Here is a 19,140-nt window from a genome sequence, read left to right as displayed (position 1 = left end):
CTGGTGCTGTGCCTGCCGTCGCCACTCCAGAAGCCTCAACCGGCGACTCGTACCTCGGAAGGGGAATCTACGACGTCGCCGAAGTTGCGCGCCTGCTAAGAAGGACGCGCCAGAGGGTCGAGGGCTGGACGCGGTCTGATCGTAGGGCGAACCCGCTGCTGACGGGGGAGTTAGCTGGTCTATTCAGCTTCTGGGACCTGATGAGTCTGCGGGTCATCGCCGTGTTGCTTGATCGAGGGGTCGGGCGGGATCACATTCGTAACGGTGCAACGTATCTGGCTCGGCGCCTCGGGACAGACCGACCATTCGCTCACAAGAGCCTTGCAACGATGGGTGCCGGCTTTTTCGCCGAGGTCGAACCGGGCGAAGGCTGGGAGAATGTCAGGCAGGGCGGACAGCTCGCGTTCCAGGCCGTGGTCGTGCCGCTCCTAGAGCCGATCGAGTTCAACGACGAGGGCATGGCGGCGATCTGGCGCCCGCGTGCTGAGGTGTGGATCAACCCGGCAGTGCAGGCCGGGGAACCCTGTGTCAACGGCACGCGAGTGCCGACAGGATTGATTGCTCGTCTACTTTCTGCGGAAGATGACAGAGCGCCCTCGGACGAGGAGATCGCTGAGGTGTCCGACGACTACCGGCTCAGCGTCGCGCAGGTGCGGGCGGCGCTCGGCTTCGAGCACAGTCTCAGACCGGCTGCTTGAACTCGAGCGCATCCGGTGTCGAATCGTCGCGCCCGGCTCCGGCTTCTATTCGACGAGAATCTTCCGTGGAGAGTCGCCGAAGCCCTTCGGATCCTTGAGTACCGGGTCTCCTATGTGGGGATGAAGGCGAACCACGACTCGGCTCCGCCTCGTGGATCCTCAGATGAGGAAGTCCTGGAGTACGCACAACACACGAACCGGATCGTGGTGACCTCGGATCTCGGCATGGTCATGCTGTGCGCCGAGGCTGGACATCGTGTGATCTGGATCGATCCCCGCGGGTGCCAACTCCGTCGTGTGGACATGGTCTTTCTCGTGTTCAAGCAGATCCACGACTGGGAGGAGCGTCTGGAGCGCGCCGACGGTCCGATCTGCCTGCAGGCGATGCGCACCACGACGAAGTCGCTCGACCTCGGCGAGGCGGCTCGCTTCGCGCGTGGCCGGATGAGGCAAATCAGACCTGCGAGGAAGCCACGCAAGCGGACTACCCCGCTTGGCCCTCTGTATCCACAGGAGGCGGTGGTCACGCGGTCGATGTCGACTACACCGATTACCACTGAGGAGATGAGATGATGGCCATGCACCACCCTCCCCACCCGGGGGGGATCGTGAGGTGGGAGTGTCTGGAGCCGCTGGGTCTGACGGTGACGCGGGCCGCACAGGGCCTCGGTGTCACCCGCCAGGCGCTGTCAGATCTTGTGAACGAGAAGGCCGGCGTGTCGATCGAGATGGCGATCCGCCTCTCCCGCGCCTTCGGCTCGACTCCGGAGACGTGGCTGCGCATGCAGATGGCTCACGATCTCTGGCTTGCCCGGGACCGTGCCGGAGACATCGAAGTCGAGAGATTCGCCGAACTGCCCGGTCCCGGCGATCTGACGGCGGCCTGACCAGCGGTGCGGCGGCCACTGCCGCACGGGGGGAGGCTGCGGGACCGGGGAGGCCAGGATCACTCCGAGCTCCTCTACCCCCCTTCGCCGGAATGACGGGTCGGGGCATCGGCGGCAATGCTCAGCAGTCTCCTACGCCGGCTCTATCAGCACCACTAGGTCACCGCCGCCGACCAGATCGCCGGCCGCCACCCGCACCTCGCTGACGGTGCCGTCGCAGCCGGCGAGGAGGTTGTTCTCCATCTTCATGGCCTCCAGCACCACGACCGGGTCGCCGGCGGCCACGGTTTCGCCCACGGCCACGAGCACCTTGATGACCGTGCCTTGCATCGGGGTGCGCACCTCGCCGCTGCCTCTGCCGGCCCCGGAGCCGCCGCTCCCCGAGGTCCGCCGCGGCCGGCGGGTGGGTCGCCCCTCCGCCGCCGGTGCTGCGGCCGCGGCTCCCGGCGGCATCCAGAGCTTCACCGTGTAGCGCTTGGCGTTGACCTCCACGTCGATGGTGTGGTGCACCTTCTCGCTGTCGCCGGTGAGCGCCAGTTCCTCGGCCACCTGCATCGGCATGAGGCCCGAGAGGTCCAACTCGTCGGTCACCCATCGGGTGGAGTGGGTCACGGCCGCGAAATCGGGATGTGAGAGGATGGCCTCATCGGCGGGGATGGTCGTGGCGACGCCCTCCACCTCCATCTCCCCGAGCGCCCGCAGCGTGCGGCGGATGGCCGCGGGACGGTCGGCGCCCCAGCAGATGAGCTTGCCGATCAGGTTGTCGTAGAGCGGGCTGATCTCGTCGCCGGCCTCGTAGCCCGTGTCGAAGCGGGTGCCGAAACCGTCGGGCACCACCAGCTTGGCGACGCGCCCCGGCGAGGGCAGGAAGTGCCCACCGGCGGGATCCTCGGCGTTGATGCGCACCTCGATGGCGTGGCCCCGCAGCTCCACGTCGCTCTGTTCGAATCCCAGCGGCTCGCCGGCCGCCACCCGGAGCTGCTGCTCCACCAGGTCGAGGCCGCAGACCAACTCGGTGGCGGGGTGCTCCACCTGCAGGCGCGTGTTCATCTCCAGGTACCAGAACTGCTCGTCCTGGTACAGGAACTCCACCGTTCCGGCGTTCACGTAGCCGCAGCCCTTCGCCACGGTGACGGCAGCCTCGCCCATGGCGGCGGTCACCTCGGCGGGGATGTCCGGGGCGGGCGCCTCCTCGATCAGTTTCTGGTGGCGACGCTGCGCCGAGCAGTCGCGCGTTCCCAGGTGGATGCAGTTTCCGTGGGCGTCGGCCAGCACCTGCACCTCGACGTGGCGCGGCCGGGGGAGGTAGCGCTCCAGGTACAGCTCGTCGCGCCCGAAGTAGGCCAGGGCCTCGCGGCGGGCCGACTCCAGCGCCGAGTCGATCTCCCCGGCGGCCTGCACCACCTTGAGACCGCGCCCGCCTCCGCCGTAGGCGGCCTTGACCGCGATCGGGTAGCCGTGCTCGCCCGCGAACGCCGCCACGTCGTCGGCGGTGTCCACCAGCGGCGTCCCCGGCACGCTTCCCACGCCGACGCTCTCGGCGGCCCGGCGGGCGGAGATCTTGTCGCCCATCACCTCGATGGCCTCCGGCGGCGGGCCGATGAAGGTCACTCCCATCTCCACGATGCGCCGGGCGAAGTCCGCGTTCTCGCTGAAGAACCCGTAGCCGGGGTGGACCGCCTCGGCGCCGCCGGCCTCGACGGCGGCCAGGATGGCGGGCACGTTGAGGTAACTCTCCTCGCTCGACTGTCCCCCGAGGGCGTACGCCTCGTCCGCCAGACGCACGTGCAGGGCGTCGCGGTCGGGCTCGGAGTAGACAGCGATCGACCGGATGCCCATCTCCCGGCACGTCCGGATCACCCGGACGGCGATCTCGCCCCGGTTGGCGATCAGCACCGAAGAAAACACACCTTATCGTGCCAGATCGTGGCCCCGAATCCGCAGAATGTGCCCCGGGCGCCCGTCGAAGGCCGGTGCGTTGCGGGTTGGCGGGGTCTCCGATCGTGTCTCGAGGGACAGTGCGGCGCGGCGATCTCGTCGGGCGCCGGGCGCCCCGGAGGTGTCGACCGATGAGGGCCGACGAGGTGCGCGAGCGGATGGCGGGAACGGTCTTCGGCTCCGTCCGCTTCGTGGGCACCACCGGCTCGACCAACGCCGACCTGCTGGCCGCAGCCCGTGACGGTGCATCCGAAGGGCTGGTGCTCGTCGCGGACCACCAGACCGCCGGGCGGGGACGGCACGGCCGGTCGTGGGTGGCACCGCCCGGCGCGGCGTTGCTTGCCTCGGTACTGCTACGGCCGCAAGCGGGGAGGGCGGCGCTGACGTTGCTGTCGCCGGCGGTGGGTCTCGCGGTGCGCGATGCCTGTGCCGATGTGGGTGCGGATGTACAACTGAAGTGGCCCAACGACGTGATCGCGCGCGTGCCCGGCGAGGCGGGAGCGCCGGGCGAGGCCAAGCTGGCCGGTGTGTTGGCGGAGTCGGACGTTGCCGGCGGCGGCACGGCTGCCGTCGTGGCGGGCTTCGGCGTGAACCTGCTGTCGCATCCCGCCTTGAGCGCCACGGTCGCCGCGCAGATCGGGGAGACCGAGCGCGACTTCGCTCCGCTTCCCCCGACCGCTCTGGATGCGCTGGCGGTGCTCCCGCCGAGCCGCGACGAGATGCTCATCTCGGTGCTGGTGCGTCTCGACGCCTGGTACCGGCGCCTGCGCGAGCCCGCCGGGGAGCGGGACCTGCTGGACGAACTCCGCCGCAAAAGCGCCACGCTCGGGCGTCACGTGCGCGTGCTGACACCCGGGGGCACCGTGGCCGGCCGGGCCGCGGATCTCACCGCCGGCGGTCACCTCGTCGTGGCGACGGCCAGCGGCCCCGTCGAGATCACTGCCGGCGACTGCCGCCATCTCCGGCTCGAGCGCACCTGAACGGCTCCGACCGGCCCGCCCGCCCGCCCGGAGCGGCCATCGGTGCCCTGGGGCTGGTCCCGGTGCCACCTCCGACCGGTCACCCGTCAACCCGGAGCGGCCGGACGCCCGTCGCATCGCGGCCCGGAGAGCGGTGGAGGCAGGAGGTCCGACCCGCGGCAGCGAGACCTCTTCCGGTGCTGGCCACCCGGCTACGATCGGTCTTGGTCCTGTCCTGTCGAATGCCGGAGGATTGCCGTGAACGATGCCGTGGACGACAACGTGGCCGGCGGCGGGCAGGACCCGGATCCGCCCGAGCGGCCAGCACCGGAGGAAGCCCCCGCCGAGGAGGACTCCCCCTCCGACCCGCCGACCGAGGCGAAGAGGCTCATCACGCTCGCTGTGCCGCCCGTCGACCGGCTGCTGGTCCTGCTCGGGGCAGCAGCCATGGTGCTGGCGGGCCTGCTGAGCTGGATCAACATCGCGCCCGATGCGTTCCCGAACTTCGCCGGGATCGGGGCGGGCGGGGGCGGTGTGGGCCTCGTCGTCTTTCTCGCCGGGCTTGCCCTGCTCTCGGGGCGGCCGCGGATCGACACGGCGAAGGGTGTCGCCCTCGGGGCCTTCCTTGCATCGCTCATCACGGTGATCGTGCTGTTCGACGATGCGGATGGCACCCTCATGGGCGGAGGATCGTGGGTGGCGATGATCGGATCATTCGTGGCGTTCACGGGGATCGCCTTCGCAACGATGGATCCCGCCCGGCGCCCGGGCCGGCAGGTCACGCACAACGTGACGGCGGCGCTCGGCGCCATCCTTGCGATCATCGCGTCGTTCTGGATGGACTGGGCCACGAGTGCCGCGGGAATGTTCGCCTCCAGTGCCGGGGGAGCGTTCGGCGAGGATCTCGTCGTCGGGGGCCTCGACAGCGACATCGCAACCGGCTATCCGGTGCTGATTCTCGGCGTGCTTGTGCTGCTCCTCCTGCTCGGCCTGCTGTCGCCCTCCAACTCGGCGGGGATGCAGGTGAAGATGGCGACGCACGTCCGCGTGGGCGGGATCGCCGTCGTCGTGCTGGCAGCCGGTGATCTCGCGGGCAGCCTGATGGGCCCCGGGCTGACCGGGTCGGGCCCCATCCTGGCGCTGGTCGGCGGCCTGATGATCGCCCGATCGGTGGGTCCGGCCGACGACTCCGGCGCCGAGGCCACCGGAGCCGAAGCGGCCTAGCGGGCCCGATCCCGACTCGATCCGTTGGCACCGTTCGATTCCGCCGAGTTCCGCCGCGTCCTCGGCCACTACCCGACCGGCGTGACGGTGGTGACCGGCGCCGAGAACGGCAGCCCCGCGGGGCTCGCCATCGGCTCGTTCGGCTCGGTCTCCCTGGATCCGCCGCTGGTCATGTTCTGCCCCGGCAAATCGTCGGGCAGCTGGCCGGTCATCGAGGCGAGCGGCAACTTCTGCGTCAACGTCCTGGCCGAGGACCAGACCGCTGTGAGCTCGCGGTTCGCGGGGCGGGATCCGGACAAGTTCGCCGACATCTCCTGGAGCACCCGTGTCACCGGCTCCCCGGTCATCGAGGGCTGCCTGGCCTGGATCGACTGCACCATCGAGACGGTGCACGACGCAGGCGATCACTGGATCGTCCTCGGGCGGGTCGCCGACTTGGCTGTGGAGCGGCCCGACGGCGTCCCGCTGATCTTCTTCAAGGGCGGCTACGGCGGGGTGCGCCGGCCGTCGGGTTGAGGCACCAACTCTCTCGCGCCGGCGCCGGACCGGCAGTGTCTCGCCGTCACAGGTGCAACGACGCCGCCACGCCCGATACTTCTTCTAGCAGCGACTCCAGCCCCAGACCACAGCAGGAGGAACCCTCATGGCCGTCTACGCCCTCGGCGATCTGGTGCCGCGCATCCATCCCGACGCCTACGTCCACCCCGAGGCCACCATCATCGGCGACGTCACGATCGGCGCTGGCTCGACGGTGTGGCCGCAGGCGGTGCTGCGCGGCGACGACGGCGCCATCGTCGTCGGCGAGCGCAGCTCGATCCAGGACTGTGCCGTCGTCCACACCGCACCCGTGTCGCCGACGGTGATCGGCGACGACTGCACCGTCGGGCATCTGGCCCACCTGGAGGCCTGCACGATGCGCGACGGGTCTCTCGCAGGGGTCGGTTCGGTGATCCGGCACAGCGTCGTCGTCGGCGAGGGGGCGCTCGTGGGTGCCGGTGCGGTGGTGCTCGACGGCACCGAGATTCCGCCCGCAGCGGTTGCCGTCGGCGTCCCGGCGCGAATCCGCCCCGACGCCGCCGATCCCGACATGCTGGTCGACGCGGCGGACAGCTACGCGCGGCGCGGGCCTCGCTACAAGGCCGAGTTGCGGCGGCTGGATTGACTGCTCACCCACCGCGCCGCGCCCGCCGGCCAGCCCTCTGCCACGGCCGCCCGGCGCCGATAGACTGAGACCACGAAATCCGCCAATAGCTGGGAGCCCCGATGACCGAAGCCAGCACCCTCGGCGTCGATCTCGGCAACTACGCCCTGGGATGGAGCGACGAGGAGGACTACGTCTTCAAGCCGCGCCGGGGCCTCGATGCCGACATCGTGCGCGAGATGTCCTTCATGAAGAAGGAGCCGGAGTGGATGCTCAACTTCCGGCTGAAGTCCTTCGACCGCTTCGAGCGCCGGCCGCTGCCGACCTGGGGCGGTGAGCTCGGCGGCATCGACTTCGACAACATCTTCTACTACATCAAGCCCACCGAGGAGCAGGTCAGCGAGTGGGACGATGTTCCCGACTCCATCAAGAACACCTATGAGAAGCTCGGCATCCCCGAGGCCGAGCGCAAGTACCTCGCCGGTGTCACCGCCCAGTACGAGTCCGAGGTGGTGTACCACCGCAACCGTGAGGACCTCGAGGCGCAGGGTGTCATCTTCAGCGACATGGACTCGGCGGTGCGCGAGCACCCCGAGTTGGTGCGCAAGCACTTCGGGCGGGTGATCCCCCCCAACGACAACAAGTTCTCGGCGCTCAACTCGGCCGTGTGGTCGGGCGGCTCGTTCATCTACGTGCCCCCGGGCGTGAGCGTGGAGTTGCCGCTGCAGGCCTACTTCCGCATCAACGCCGAGAACATGGGGCAGTTCGAGCGCACCCTCATCATTGCCGACGAGGGCGCGCAGGTGCACTACGTGGAGGGCTGCTCGGCGCCGGTGTACACCAGCGACTCGCTGCACTCGGCCGTGGTGGAGATCGTGGTGGGCGAGGGCGCCCGGGTTACCTACACCACGATCCAGAACTGGTCCAACAACGTCTACAACCTGGTCACCAAGCGGGCCAGGGTCGAGGCCGAGGGCCACATGGAGTGGATCGACGGCAACATCGGCTGCCTCGCCGAGGGCTCCCGGGTCACGACCCCCGGCGGTACCAAGCCGATCGAGTTGGTGATGCCTGGCGACGAGGTGCTGTCCTACGACGAGGCGGCCGGCTCGCTGTGCTGGCGGCGGGTCACTGCCAAGCGCTACTCCGGCGAGCAGCGCGTCCGGGACGTACGGGTCGGCTCGCGGCGGCTGCGGGTCACCGGCAATCACCCCTTCTACTCCTACGTCTACGACGCCTCGCGCCCGAAGAAACTGGGCCGCTACAGCCTGGCGTATGTCCGTGCCGACCGACTCAGCAAGGCGATCGTGCCCGTCTCCAGCCTCGACTACGGCGAGCCTCACAAGCTTACGCAACCCGACACCCGCACAGTGTTCGGAAGCAGCAACCAGTACAGCGAGGGTTTCGTCGCCGAGCGCGAGCGGGCCAGCCGTCTCGAAGTGGGCGAGACCACGACCGATGACCTGATGTGGCTGTTCGGGCTGTTCACCGGCGATGGCTCGATCGACTCCGCGGCCGCTCTGTCGGGTGGGCGCCGCTGGGCGAAGGTCGTGTTCTCGGTACCTCGCGAGGACAGGGCTCGGGTCCGCCTGACCGGCGTGATGGGCCGCCTGATGCCCGGAGCGGTCCCGACTGAGCGAGGCGACGGTGTGACCCTGTCCTGGAACAGCGTCGACCTTGCCGATCTCCTGGAAGTCAACGGCTTCGTGTCGGGCGCTCTCCGCAAGCGAGTACCCGAGTGGGTTCTGGACCTGCCCGAGTCTCAGCGCCTGTCCTATGTCGCCGGGTACCTCGACTCCGACGGCTGTGCGCCGGCGGGTAGGCGAGGATTCTCGATCAAGTCCGCCAACCAGTCCCTGCTCGAGGACGTCGGTGAGGTGCTCACAAGCCTCGGCATCTCGTCTCAGGTCCAGACGGAGTTCGAGGGAGAGCGGCCGGTGCGAATCCTCGGTTGCGACTCGACGGCCCGTGGCTCGCACAGGCTGGACTTCCCGGCCGACCCGAGACTCCTGGCTGCCGTTTCGACGCAGCTTCGCGAGGCGGTCGCCCGGCAGCCGGAGCCCGTTCTCCGGCACTTCCGGCGGGTCGGACGGTCGAACATCGAGTTGCCGGCCGGCGTGGAGATCCGCGACGTGGCGGTCGGGGTGGACGCCGAGGTCGTGCCGACCTGGGACATCGAGGTGGAGGGCACCGGCAATTTCGTCTCGGAGGGCTTCATCGTCCACAACTCGCAGCTCACCATGAAGTACCCCGCCGTGGTGATGGTCGGGCCGAAGGCCTCCGGCGAGGTGCTGTCGGTGGCCTACGCCGGCCCCGGCCAGCACCAAGACACCGGCGCCAAGATGACCCACGCCGCTCCCGAGACGACCTCCAAGATCGTCTCCAAGTCCATCTCCAAGGACGGCGGGCGGACCAGCTACCGCGGCCTGGTGCGGGTGGAGCCCGACGCCGGCGGCTGCAAGAGCCATGTGCAGTGCGACGCGCTCATCCTCGACGAGGACAGCATCTCGGACACCTACCCCTACATGGAGGTCGGCAGCCAGGACGCCGTCATCGGCCACGAGGCCACAGTGTCCAAGGTGGCCGACGAGCAGCTCTTCTACCTCATGAGCCGCGGCCTCAGCGAGGAGCAGGCCATGGGCATGATCGTGAACGGCTTCGTCGAGCCGGTCACCCGCACGCTGCCCATGGAGTACGCCGTGGAGTGGAGCCGTCTCATCGAACTGCAGATGGAGGGCTCCGTCGGCTGAAGACGCCGCCCCGGCTTCGGGGCACTGGGCCTGACTGCGACCGGCGCAGAAGGCACCGACCGTAGAATGGGCGCGCCATGCCGATGCGTCAGGACTGTAAGCACTTCGAGAGTCGCACGTACCCCAACGGCGACACCGTGCGCAAGTGCGACCTGGATCTGGCCCCCGAGGCGCCGTGGCGCTGCCCGGAGAACTGCGAGGCGTACGTCCGGCGCCGAGCCGACGTGAACTGGGCTTACGGCACCCTCGTCACCCCGAAGACGCCCGACGAGCCGGCGTCGCTGGGGTCCGACGACTCCATCGCCGCGCTGCTGGACGCGGCCGAGGATGTGGTGAATGCGGCCGGCCGCGAGATCATGGCCGACCTGGACAAACCGAAGCGGCGCTCCACCGGCCGCTTGGGCCGGAGGCTCCGCCGCCGCGGCAAGGACCGCGGCGACCGCGGCTGACCGACTGACCGATGCCCGACCTCCACGACGTCTTCTCGGTCGCGCACGCCTCCTCTCTGGGCGGCCCCGACTGGCTGCGGCAGCGCCGCCGAGCGGCCGCCGAGGAGTTCCGGGATACCGAATTGCCGTCGCCCGGCGAGGAGGAGTGGCGCTACAGCCCCGTCGCCGAGCTGCACCTCGAGACCTATCGGCCGGCGTCACCCAGCGGAGCGAACGGCGCCGCGAGCGATGGTCGGCTCGGCTCGCTGCGGGGCCGCCTGGGGCCGTTGAGCGCTCTCGTGGTGACCTGCGACGGGCGCCTCGCCGGCACCGAGATCACGCCGGAGGCCGCGTCCGCCGGCCTGGCGGTGCGCCCCCTCGGCGATGAGCCCGAACCGGTGGGCGCTCTGGGCGGCGTCCTCGGAGCGCCGGCCGACGTGTTCGGCCTGATGAACGACGCCTTCTGCACCGAGCCGGTGCTGCTGGAGATTCCCCGCGGGGCGCGTCTCGCCGATCCCGTGGCGGTGGTGAACGTGGTGCGCACGCCGTCGCTGGCCGTCTTCCCCCGCTTGGCGGTCGTCGCGGGCGACGGCGCCGAGGCGCAGGTGGTCAATGCCCTCGTCTCCGGAGACGGGGAGGTGCTGGCGGTCCCGGTGACCGAACTGGACGTGGGATCCGCCGCCCGCCTGCAGTACCTCAACCTGCAGGAGCTCGGACCGGGGGCCACCGGCATCGACCAGACGGCGGCGGCGGTGGCCTCCCAGGGCCACCTCGCCATCGGGTTGGCGGCGGTCGGCGGCGGCTACGCCCGCTGCCGGGTGGACTGCACGTTGGCGGGTCGGGGCGCCACCGGCGACATGTCGGCCATGTACTTCGGGGACCGCGACCAGGTCCTGGACTTCCGCACCTTCCAGAACCACCTGGCCCCCGACACCAACAGCAACCTGCTCTTCGTGGGCGCCGTGGAGGACCGGGCGCGTTCCATCTACTCCGGGCTCATCCGTGTGGGCCCCAGAGCCCGCGGCACCGACGCGCAGCAGACGAACCGCATCCTAAAGCTCTCCGAGGAGGTGTGGGCCGATTCGGTACCCAACCTCGAGATCGAGAACAACGACGTGCGCTGCGCCCACGCCAGCTCGGTGGGACCGGTCGACGAGGATCACCGCTTCTACCTCGAGAGCCGGGGCGTGCCCCCCGACGTGGCGGAGCGGCTGATCGTGGAGGGGTTCTTCGGGGAGGTGCGCAGCAGGTTGCCGGTGCAGTCGGTGGCGGCGGGCTTCGACGAGATGGTGCGCGCCAAGATCGGCCCCGACCGGTGAGGCGAGAGGAGCCGCGATGAGTACCGAGAGCGCGGTCGGACCCGTGCGGCTGTGCGGGCGGGACGACCTGGGGGACGGCGAGGCCCGCTGCTTCGCGGTGGAGGGCCGGCGGGTGGCACTGGTCCGCATAGGCGAAGAGTTCTTCGCCATCGACGACACCTGCAGCCACGCCGACTACTCGCTCGCCGAGGGCGACGTGGACGCCGACGAGTGCGCCCTGGAGTGTCCCGCCCACGGCAGCCTCTTCGACCTGCGCACCGGCGAGGCTCTCACGTTGCCGGCGGTCGTCGCGGTGGCGGCCCACGACGTGGCGGCGAGCGACGCGGGCGTCTTCGTGACCCTGCGCCCGAGGTAGCCGGCGTGCGCGGGCCGGTGGTTGACGGGTCGTTGTGGGGAGTCGGCGGGCTCGGCGGCCCGATCATCCCGAGGTAGTGGTGTGAGCGAACTGGTCGTCGAGGGACTGCGGGCCAACGCCGCCGGCGAGGCGATCCTGCACGGCGTCGACCTGCAGGTGGTCGCCGGCGAGGTACACGCCGTCATGGGTCCCAACGGGTGCGGCAAGTCCACGCTGGCGCACGTCCTGGCGGGGCGTCGGGGCTACACCGTGACCGCCGGCCGGGCGCTGCTGGACGGGCGAGACCTGCTGGCGCTCAGCCCCTTCGAGCGGGCACGGGCGGGACTCTTCTTGGCCATGCAGTACCCCACCGAGGTGCCGGGGGTGAACCTGCTCGACGTGCTGGGCGCGTCACTGCGCGCCGCGGGGCGCGATCCCGACGCCGACGGCTTGGCCGCCCTGTTGAGTGCCGAGGCCGAAGGTCTGGGGGTGCCGTCGGCACTGCTGGAGCGGGCGGTCAACGTCGACCTCTCCGGGGGTGAGCAGAAGCGCGGAGAGGCGTTGCAGCTTGCGGTGTTGCGCCCGCGCATCGCGGTGCTCGACGAGATCGACTCCGGCCTCGACGTGGACGCCCTGCGCGCCGTGGCCCGGCGCATCGAGGAGGCGACCACCGAGGGTCTCGGCGTCCTGGCGATCACCCACTACACGCGGCTGCTGGGTGTGCTGCGCGCCGACCGGGTGCACATCATGATCCGCGGCCGGATCGTGGCCTCCGGCGGCCCTGAGTTGGCCGACGAGTTGGAGCGCACCGGCTACGAACGCTGGGACCGCCCCGCCCCCACCGAGGTGGCCGTCAGCCTGGGCCGCGGCTTCTAGTCTCCTTCGCCCTCATCCGGCCCGCCGCCCGACGCCCGTCATTCCGGCGCAGAGCCTGCCCCGGACTTGATCCGGGGCCGGAATCCATCGCCGCGGGCGACGACCGCGCTGCTGCGGTGCCGCTGCCGCAGGGTTACTGTGGCGCCATGAGCAATCCCAACGAACTGATCGACGACGCCACCGTTGACTCCCGCCTCGGCGAGATCCCCGGCTGGGAGCGCCGCGGCGACGCCCTGCACCGCGACTTCGCGTTCGCCGACTTCACCGCCGCCTTCGGCTTCATGGCGTCCGTGGCCTGCGTGGCTGAGCGGCTGTTCCACCATCCCGAGTGGTCGAACGTCTGGAACAAGGTGTCCATCGCCATCAGCAACCACGCTGCCGGCGGCATCACCGAGAAGGACTTCGACTTCGCCGCCAGGGTCAACAAACTCGCCGGCTGACCCGGCACGACTCCCAACCGGGTCGGTCGGCAGCGGCCGCACGTACGGCCTTGGGCGCTCCGCCGGCCCTCGGCCGGTGCATCGGTTCTACCCGGGTTCGGTTCCGGTGAGCGCGTGGCCCGCTGCGGACTACTCGCCGAACCCCGAGAGTCGCGCCGACTGCGCGCTCGGGTGCCCGCCGGTCAAAGCGCCAGTGGTGCCGCGCTCTGTGTACAATATCAATATATTTCAATAATCATCGGGGTTGACGGTTCATCGGATGTGCCCTATGTTGGGCATTGGCGGATTGTTGGCCGGGTCGTTGCCGCTGAGGAGGACGGGACATGGGGCAGACGCATGTGATGGTGACGGTACGGAATCCACGGGAGGACGATCGCTGCTGGGAGGGACGGTTTCTGGTGGACACCGGGGCGACCGACAGCCTGGTGCCGCGCCGCTGTCTGGAGGCCATCGGGATCGAACCGCGGGCCAGGAGGAGGTACCGGTTGGCCGATGGCACCGAACTTGAGTTCGACACGGCTCTCGCCGAACTCGAGTTCATGGACGATCTGGCGTCGGTCCGGGTCATCTTCGGCGACGATGATGCCGAGCCGCTGCTGGGGGTGATCGCGCTGGAATCGGCCGGCATCGTGGTGGATCCCGAGGGCGGGCAACTGATGCGAAGGGCAGTCCTTCGCCTGTAGCAGTCACGCGGGGTCACGGGGCGGCTGGCCACTAACGCTGCCCCAGGTCAACCAGCGCGAGGTCAACCAGCGCGGCGCTCGACGGGCCGGGCTTGGTGCGCGAATCACCCGCCGGAGCCATCTCGGCCGAGTTCTGTAAAGGTTCGTATACTGTTTTCTAGTGACATCGTTCGTTTGTACTGCGAGTTTGTGAACGAACGCCAACAGCAGCCGGAGAGGGAGCGGGAGTGATGCTCTACAACTGTCGGGACTTCGGGCTCGTTGTGCGGGATCTGAGGTCGCGGGCGGATCTCACGCAGGCCGAGGTGGCCGAGCGGGCCGGCGTGAGCCGGGTGTGGCTGTCGCAGATGGAGAACGGCAAGCCGACCGTCGAGTTGGGCAAAGTGCTGCGGGTCCTCGATGTGCTGGGCCACGGCGTGGATGTGCGGCCGTCGCACCGGCAGGGCTCCGAACGCTTCCGGCGGGCGTTCGCCGCGCTGGACCCCGCGGCGCCGAAACCCGCCCCCGGTCGCCTGCCGCGGACTCCGGCCCGTGGCGACGCGGACCCCGCCCTGTCGCGGCGCTGATCGACGATGTACGGCGTTCTCTCGGTCCTTCTCGGCGGCGAGCAGATCGGCCACGTCACAAGATCCTCCGAGGGTGCCCTGAGCTTCGGCTACGACGAGGAGTACCGGACCCGCGCCGACGCCACCCCGCTGTCGGTCTCGATGCCGCTGGCGCTGGCGGACCACCCGCATCGACGCATCGAAGGTTGGATGGCGGGTCTGCTGCCGGAGTCGGTCGAGGTTCTGCGCCGCTGGCGCGACGAATACGGGGCACCGAGCCTCCGACCGTTCGACCTGCTCTCAACGCCGGTGGGTCGCGATTGTGCGGGCGCCGTGCAGTTCTGCGATCCCTACGAGGTAGAGCGCCTGATCGAGCGCGGCGGGGAGGTGGAGCCGCTCACTGAGGCTCAGATCGCTCAGCGGCTCCGGGACCTCCGATCGGACGCGGGAGCGTGGGTGGACCCCCGCCTGGGTCCCCAATTCAGCCTGGCGGGCGGTCAGCCGAAGACGGCCCTGTATCGCGACGCCGACGGCTGGGGGGTGCCGATCGGCACGACGCCCACCACCCACGTTCTGAAGCCGGGCATGGCGCACCTGCCGTGGACCGACGTCAACGAGCATCTCTGTCTCACCGCCGCTCGACACCTGGGGATGCCGGCCGCCGTCACCGACCTGGCCGTCTTCGAGGACCAGTCGGCGGTCGTGGTCGAGCGCTTCGACCGGGTGTGGGAGGGTGGCGAGCCGTGGCGGTTGCACACCGAGGATCTCTGCCAGGCGCTCGGCCGGTCGCCCGACGAGAAGTACCAGCACGAGGGCGGCCCGTCGCCGGCGGAGATCGCGGCGCTGCTCCGGCGGCATGTGCCGCAGCCGGAGGTCGCCGTCGACGTCGGGGCGTTCTGCGACGCCGTGGCCTACAACTGGATGATCGGCGCGCCGGACGCGCACGCCAAGAACTACTCGCTGTTCCTGGATCAGGGTCTCGTACGGCTCACCCCCCTGTACGACATCATGTCGGCCTTCCCCTATTTCGGTGCGGGGGGTCGTCCGGTGATGTCGGCCATGGCGGTGGGGGAGATCCACCGGATCGACGAGGTCGGACCGGAGGACTGGTTGGAGGCCGCAAGTGGCTTGAAGGTCGATCCTGCCGCCATGCTGCTGCGAATCGACGACCTCGCATCCGGTCTGCCCGGCGCGTTCGCCTCGGTGGCACAGGATCCCCCGATTGGGATGGCCCGGGAGTTCGCGGAACGTCTCCTCGACCGCGTCGGTCACCACGTCGGGCGTTGCCGCCGCGTTATCGACCAGGCCCTCGAGACGGCGAACCGCTAGCTGGCCGCCCCCGGGCACCGCCCGGGCCCCGCGGAGGCGACCGGCATTGCGTTGAAGCGCACGCCTGCGAATCGCGCTCGCGAGCCGGTCGGAGGGGCGCTTGCAGGGCTCTGGCGCGCGGTGCTTGACATGCGGGGGGGGGGGGGGGGTACTTTGCCCGCCGGTCGGAGCCGAGGGTGTCGCGCCGGCCGTCCCGTCTGCAGCCGCTGGCGGCCCTCGCCCAAGCCGATCCGATGGAGCGTACCTCGCCATGGAGTCCCGAATTCACCTCGTCGCCATGATCGTGATCGCCGTGCTGGCCGGGTCGCTGGTGCCCGCCGCGGCCTCCTCCCCGGCGGCGGCGCAGGAGCAGACGTCCTGGTACGTGAACGACAACCCCCGGCTGTTTGGACCGTCTCAGTACTGGTATTGGGGTGATCCCGGTCACGGTTACGGTTCGAACTATTACCGGTACACGTACGCGATCGCAGGGGAGTCGAGCCCGGACAACTGGGCGCGCTGGTCGATGGGCCGCCGCGTCGGCCGCCAGGAGATCCAGGCGTACGTACCGAGCAATCACGCCACAGCCACGGTGACCTACCGGATCGACGTCGGCGGCCGGGAGTACACGCGCCGGGTGGCGCAGCGCAACGTCTCGGGTTGGACCTCTCTGGGCAACGTCGAAGCCGACGGCGCGCGTGTCACGATCACCGTCCGGGACAATGAGGCGTCTCAGCATCACTCTCGCCACGGTCTCGCCGCCAGCCGGATCGGCGTGGACGCCATCCGGATGCGCTGCGTGGCGCGCTGCTCCACGAGCCCGCCGGCGCCACCCGCATCGCCCGCACCCCAGCCGCCGCCTCCTTCTCCCGAACCGCCGCCGCCTCCTCCGCCTTCACGAGCGTCTGCCGGCGCGTGTGAACCGGCGGGTGTGCTCCGTGGCGTAGCCGGTGCTGTCTCGGGGATCCCGAGCGTTGAGTGGGATGCCGGCTGCGTGTCGGGGGTGCGCGGGAACGGCGACCATTATGCGCGGCGCTATCGGCTCGACGTCAGGGACGCGGGCGAGGTGACGATCGAACTGTCATCTCAGACCGACACGTACTTGTACTTGTTGGACGCTCAGGGCGACGTGATCGTCGAGGACGACGACGGCGGCTCGGGTACGGATTCCCGGATCGTGCGAGATCTGTCGGTCGGCAGCTACCTTGTTGAGGCGACGACCTATCGGGCCGGCGCCTCCGGCAGCTTCACGCTCGGCGTCCGCGTCGCCCGATCCGCGAGCCCGCCGCCGCCTCCTCCGCCTGCTCCGCCTCCTCCGCCTTCACGAGCGTCTGCCGGCGCGTGTGAACCGGCGGGTGTGCTCCGTGGCGTAGCCGGTGCTGTCTCGGGGATCCCGAGCGTTGAGTGGGATGCCGGCTGCGTGTCGGGGGTGCGCGGGAACGGCGACCATTATGCGCGGCGCTATCGGCTCGACGTCAGGGACGCGGGCGAGGTGACGATCGAACTGTCATCTCAGACCGACACGTACTTGTACTTGTTGGACGCTCAGGGCGACGTGATCGTCGAGGACGACGACGGCGGCTCGGGTACGGATTCCCGGATCGTGCGAGATCTGTCGGTCGGCAGCTACCTTGTTGAGGCGACGACCTATCGGGCCGGCGCCTCCGGCAGCTTCACGCTCGGCGTCCGCGTCGCCCGATCCGCGAGCCCGCCTCCGCCTCCGCCGCCGTCTTCGCAGGGGTCCGGCTCTTCGTCTGGGTGCGGTGTGGTGTCGTTGGGCGCGGTCGGCGGGTCGGTGTCCCGCGGCGGCGTGTGGGCCGCGGGCTGCGAGTCCTCGCAGCGCTCGGGCAGGTTCGCTCGGGTCTTCGGTTTCACTCTCGGCGCCGAGCGCGAGGTGACGGTCGACCTGGAGTCGAGTGTGGACGCGTACCTGTACCTGTTGGACGGCCAGGGCCGCATAGTCGACGAGGACGACGACGGCGGCTCGGGCTTGAATTCGCGCATCACGAGGACGCTCGCCGCCGGCACGTATCGCGTCGAGGCGACCACCTACAGTTCTGGCGCCTCCGGCAGCTTCACGCTCGGCGTCCGCGTCGGGGCTGGCGCGCCTTCGTCGCAGACGACGCCGGTTCTGGCTATGGGCGACGACGCGAGGCCGTCGGGGCGTTGTTCGTCCCCATCGTGTCGTTGGTTCCGGATCTCGAATCTGCGGCCGGGCAGCCGGGTCGAGTGCTGGCGGGAGAACATGGGGGCGGCGTACGCCACGTTCACAGCGTCGTCGGAGACGTCCACGCGCAACTGCTACTTCAGCTATGTGGGCGCGCGCGTCTACGTCGTGGCGAATGGGGTTCGGTCCAACACGATCACCTGGCCGTCGGCACCGGTTCAGCCCTCTCCACCGCCGCCGTCCGCGCAGCGGGCGTCTGAGCCGTTGTCTGGTTGCGCTGTGGAGTCGCTGGGCACGGTCGGCGGGTCGGTGTCCCGCGGCGGAGCGTGGGCCGCGGGCTGCGAGTCGTCTCAGCGCTCGGGTCGTTTCGCTCGTGTCTTCGATTTCAGTCTCAGCGGCGAGCGCGAGGTGACGGTCGACTTGGAGTCGGACGTCGACACGTACCTGTACCTGTTGGACAGCCGTGGCCGGCGGATTGACGAGGACGATGACGGCGGCTCTGGATTGAATTCGCGCATCACGAGGACGCTCGCCGCCGGCACGTATCGCGTCGAGGCGACTACGTACCGTGCCCGAGTAACCGGTGATTTCACGATCGAAATCCGAGCCGCTCGTTTCGACACTGAAATTGACGGATTCTTGTCGGAAATTGAGCAGTATGCTGCTGAGACTCTCCGTGAGGCTGTGAGCGCATCTCAGACTGTAGATAGCCTGGAGGAGCGAATATCGGGCGAACGTGTCGGTGACACCGACACCGTGGCTGGTCTTACCGGCCAAGCGTCACGTCCTGTGGTTAGGGCAACCAGTTATATGGCCGAAATTGAAACGGCCAAGCGTGGCCTGATTCGAGAACTCGCGTCAATGATGGGAATTCGTAACAGCGAGAGATCTGTGCGCAATCCACCGTTAGATATTGCGGCTGATCTATTGGACTACTCTGAGTCAATACTGTCGCGACTGGATCATATTGTTGAATTCGCCGAGGCAAACGTGGTGTGGGCTGAATGGGGACGAATTGCTGCCGCAAATCTGTGTAGCGAATGGGCACGAGCCACAGCAAGGGAGATCATTAGCGATGCACAGATCGCGCTATGGATTCTGAAGGGAGTAACTCTCATTCCGGCCGCGAAGGAAATCGTAGTCGGAGGGTTGCGCGGACTTGCTCGGGTTACCATTGGGGAAGTTGAGAATCTCACCATCCAGTGGGCTCTCAACCGAATCCTGCCCGAGCCTCTTGCTGTAGTGGTTAACGCGGGCATTTTCTTAGACCCCCCTGATCCACCAGCATCGCTTGAGGGCACAGACATTCTTCCGATTTGCGACTTCGAGAACGGTGTCCAAGTCCGGCTTCCACTATGCAGCAGCAGAAGTGGATGGCAGGCATTCTGGGAGGACACGTTCAGCGGTAGCAATTGTAGACGCGACTAGGAGACGTGCCGTCAG

Annotated in this window: 18 protein-coding genes; 17 read left to right on the top strand and 1 reads right to left on the bottom strand. The window is 69.1% G+C overall.

Features of this window, described 5'->3' with window-relative positions; all coding sequences use genetic code 11:
• The first annotated feature begins 8 nt into the window (after positions 1–8).
• Genes OXG55_04305 through OXG55_04295 form a run of 3 tightly spaced genes read left to right on the top strand, consistent with a single transcriptional unit; the run spans position 9 to position 1,585 of the window.
• The gene (locus OXG55_04305) at positions 9–698 is read left to right on the top strand and encodes a DUF433 domain-containing protein (protein ID MCY4102478.1); all 690 of its coding nucleotides are present in this window, start codon (positions 9–11) and stop codon (positions 696–698) included.
• Between the two features lie 15 nt (positions 699–713).
• On the top strand, positions 714–1,271 hold the full coding sequence (locus OXG55_04300) for a DUF5615 family PIN-like protein (protein ID MCY4102477.1): 558 nt from the start codon (positions 714–716) through the stop codon (positions 1,269–1,271).
• On the top strand, positions 1,271–1,585 hold the full coding sequence (locus tag OXG55_04295; protein ID MCY4102476.1) for a HigA family addiction module antitoxin: 315 nt from the start codon (positions 1,271–1,273) through the stop codon (positions 1,583–1,585). The genes OXG55_04300 and OXG55_04295 overlap by 1 nt, the downstream gene beginning before the upstream one ends.
• Before the next feature lie 132 nt (positions 1,586–1,717).
• On the opposite strand, the gene OXG55_04290 is transcribed toward OXG55_04295, so the two are convergent.
• On the bottom strand, positions 1,718–3,493 hold the full coding sequence (locus OXG55_04290; protein MCY4102475.1) for an acetyl-CoA carboxylase biotin carboxylase subunit: 1,776 nt from the start codon (positions 3,491–3,493) through the stop codon (positions 1,718–1,720).
• Between the two features lie 161 nt (positions 3,494–3,654).
• Between OXG55_04290 and OXG55_04285 the strand changes: the two genes are divergently transcribed.
• The 14 genes from OXG55_04285 (at position 3,655) to OXG55_04220 (ending at position 19,125) form a co-directional block, all read left to right on the top strand.
• Positions 3,655–4,503 carry a biotin--[acetyl-CoA-carboxylase] ligase gene (locus OXG55_04285; protein MCY4102474.1) on the top strand — a complete coding sequence of 283 codons (849 nt, stop codon included), beginning with the start codon at positions 3,655–3,657 and terminating at the stop codon, positions 4,501–4,503.
• Between the two features lie 237 nt (positions 4,504–4,740).
• On the top strand, positions 4,741–5,706 hold the full coding sequence (locus OXG55_04280; protein MCY4102473.1) for a hypothetical protein: 966 nt from the start codon (positions 4,741–4,743) through the stop codon (positions 5,704–5,706).
• A 24-nt stretch (positions 5,707–5,730) separates the two neighbouring features.
• Complete coding sequence (locus OXG55_04275; protein MCY4102472.1) at positions 5,731–6,222, top strand: flavin reductase family protein; 492 nt, start codon at positions 5,731–5,733, stop codon at positions 6,220–6,222.
• A gap of 127 nt (positions 6,223–6,349) precedes the next feature.
• Positions 6,350–6,868 (top strand): gamma carbonic anhydrase family protein, encoded by a 519-nt coding sequence (locus OXG55_04270; protein MCY4102471.1) that lies wholly within the window; start codon positions 6,350–6,352, stop codon positions 6,866–6,868.
• Between the two features lie 101 nt (positions 6,869–6,969).
• On the top strand, positions 6,970–9,597 hold the full coding sequence (sufB, locus tag OXG55_04265) for a Fe-S cluster assembly protein SufB (protein MCY4102470.1): 2,628 nt from the start codon (positions 6,970–6,972) through the stop codon (positions 9,595–9,597).
• Positions 9,598–9,674: 77 nt separating this feature from the next.
• A complete protein-coding gene (locus OXG55_04260; protein ID MCY4102469.1) occupies positions 9,675–10,046 on the top strand; it encodes a hypothetical protein in 372 nt (123 codons plus the stop codon).
• Between the two features lie 11 nt (positions 10,047–10,057).
• A complete protein-coding gene (locus OXG55_04255; protein ID MCY4102468.1) occupies positions 10,058–11,344 on the top strand; it encodes a SufD family Fe-S cluster assembly protein in 1,287 nt (428 codons plus the stop codon).
• A 16-nt stretch (positions 11,345–11,360) separates the two neighbouring features.
• The gene (locus OXG55_04250) at positions 11,361–11,699 is read left to right on the top strand and encodes a non-heme iron oxygenase ferredoxin subunit (protein MCY4102467.1); all 339 of its coding nucleotides are present in this window, start codon (positions 11,361–11,363) and stop codon (positions 11,697–11,699) included.
• 81 nt (positions 11,700–11,780) lie between these two features.
• Complete coding sequence (gene sufC / locus OXG55_04245) at positions 11,781–12,554, top strand: Fe-S cluster assembly ATPase SufC (protein MCY4102466.1); 774 nt, start codon at positions 11,781–11,783, stop codon at positions 12,552–12,554.
• 146 nt (positions 12,555–12,700) lie between these two features.
• A complete protein-coding gene (locus tag OXG55_04240) occupies positions 12,701–12,994 on the top strand; it encodes a 4a-hydroxytetrahydrobiopterin dehydratase (GenBank protein MCY4102465.1) in 294 nt (97 codons plus the stop codon).
• A gap of 323 nt (positions 12,995–13,317) precedes the next feature.
• A complete protein-coding gene (locus OXG55_04235; protein ID MCY4102464.1) occupies positions 13,318–13,677 on the top strand; it encodes a clan AA aspartic protease in 360 nt (119 codons plus the stop codon).
• A gap of 230 nt (positions 13,678–13,907) precedes the next feature.
• Positions 13,908–14,243 (top strand): helix-turn-helix transcriptional regulator, encoded by a 336-nt coding sequence (locus OXG55_04230; protein MCY4102463.1) that lies wholly within the window; start codon positions 13,908–13,910, stop codon positions 14,241–14,243.
• A 6-nt stretch (positions 14,244–14,249) separates the two neighbouring features.
• On the top strand, positions 14,250–15,551 hold the full coding sequence (locus tag OXG55_04225; GenBank protein MCY4102462.1) for a type II toxin-antitoxin system HipA family toxin: 1,302 nt from the start codon (positions 14,250–14,252) through the stop codon (positions 15,549–15,551).
• Between the two features lie 250 nt (positions 15,552–15,801).
• Positions 15,802–19,125 carry a pre-peptidase C-terminal domain-containing protein gene (locus OXG55_04220; GenBank protein MCY4102461.1) on the top strand — a complete coding sequence of 1,108 codons (3,324 nt, stop codon included), beginning with the start codon at positions 15,802–15,804 and terminating at the stop codon, positions 19,123–19,125.
• The last annotated feature ends 15 nt before the right edge of the window (positions 19,126–19,140 follow it).

This window comes from bacterium (genome assembly GCA_026708055.1).
Lineage (GTDB): Bacteria > Actinomycetota > Acidimicrobiia > Acidimicrobiales > CATQHL01 > VXNF01.
This window is presented reverse-complemented; position numbering and strand designations above follow the sequence as displayed.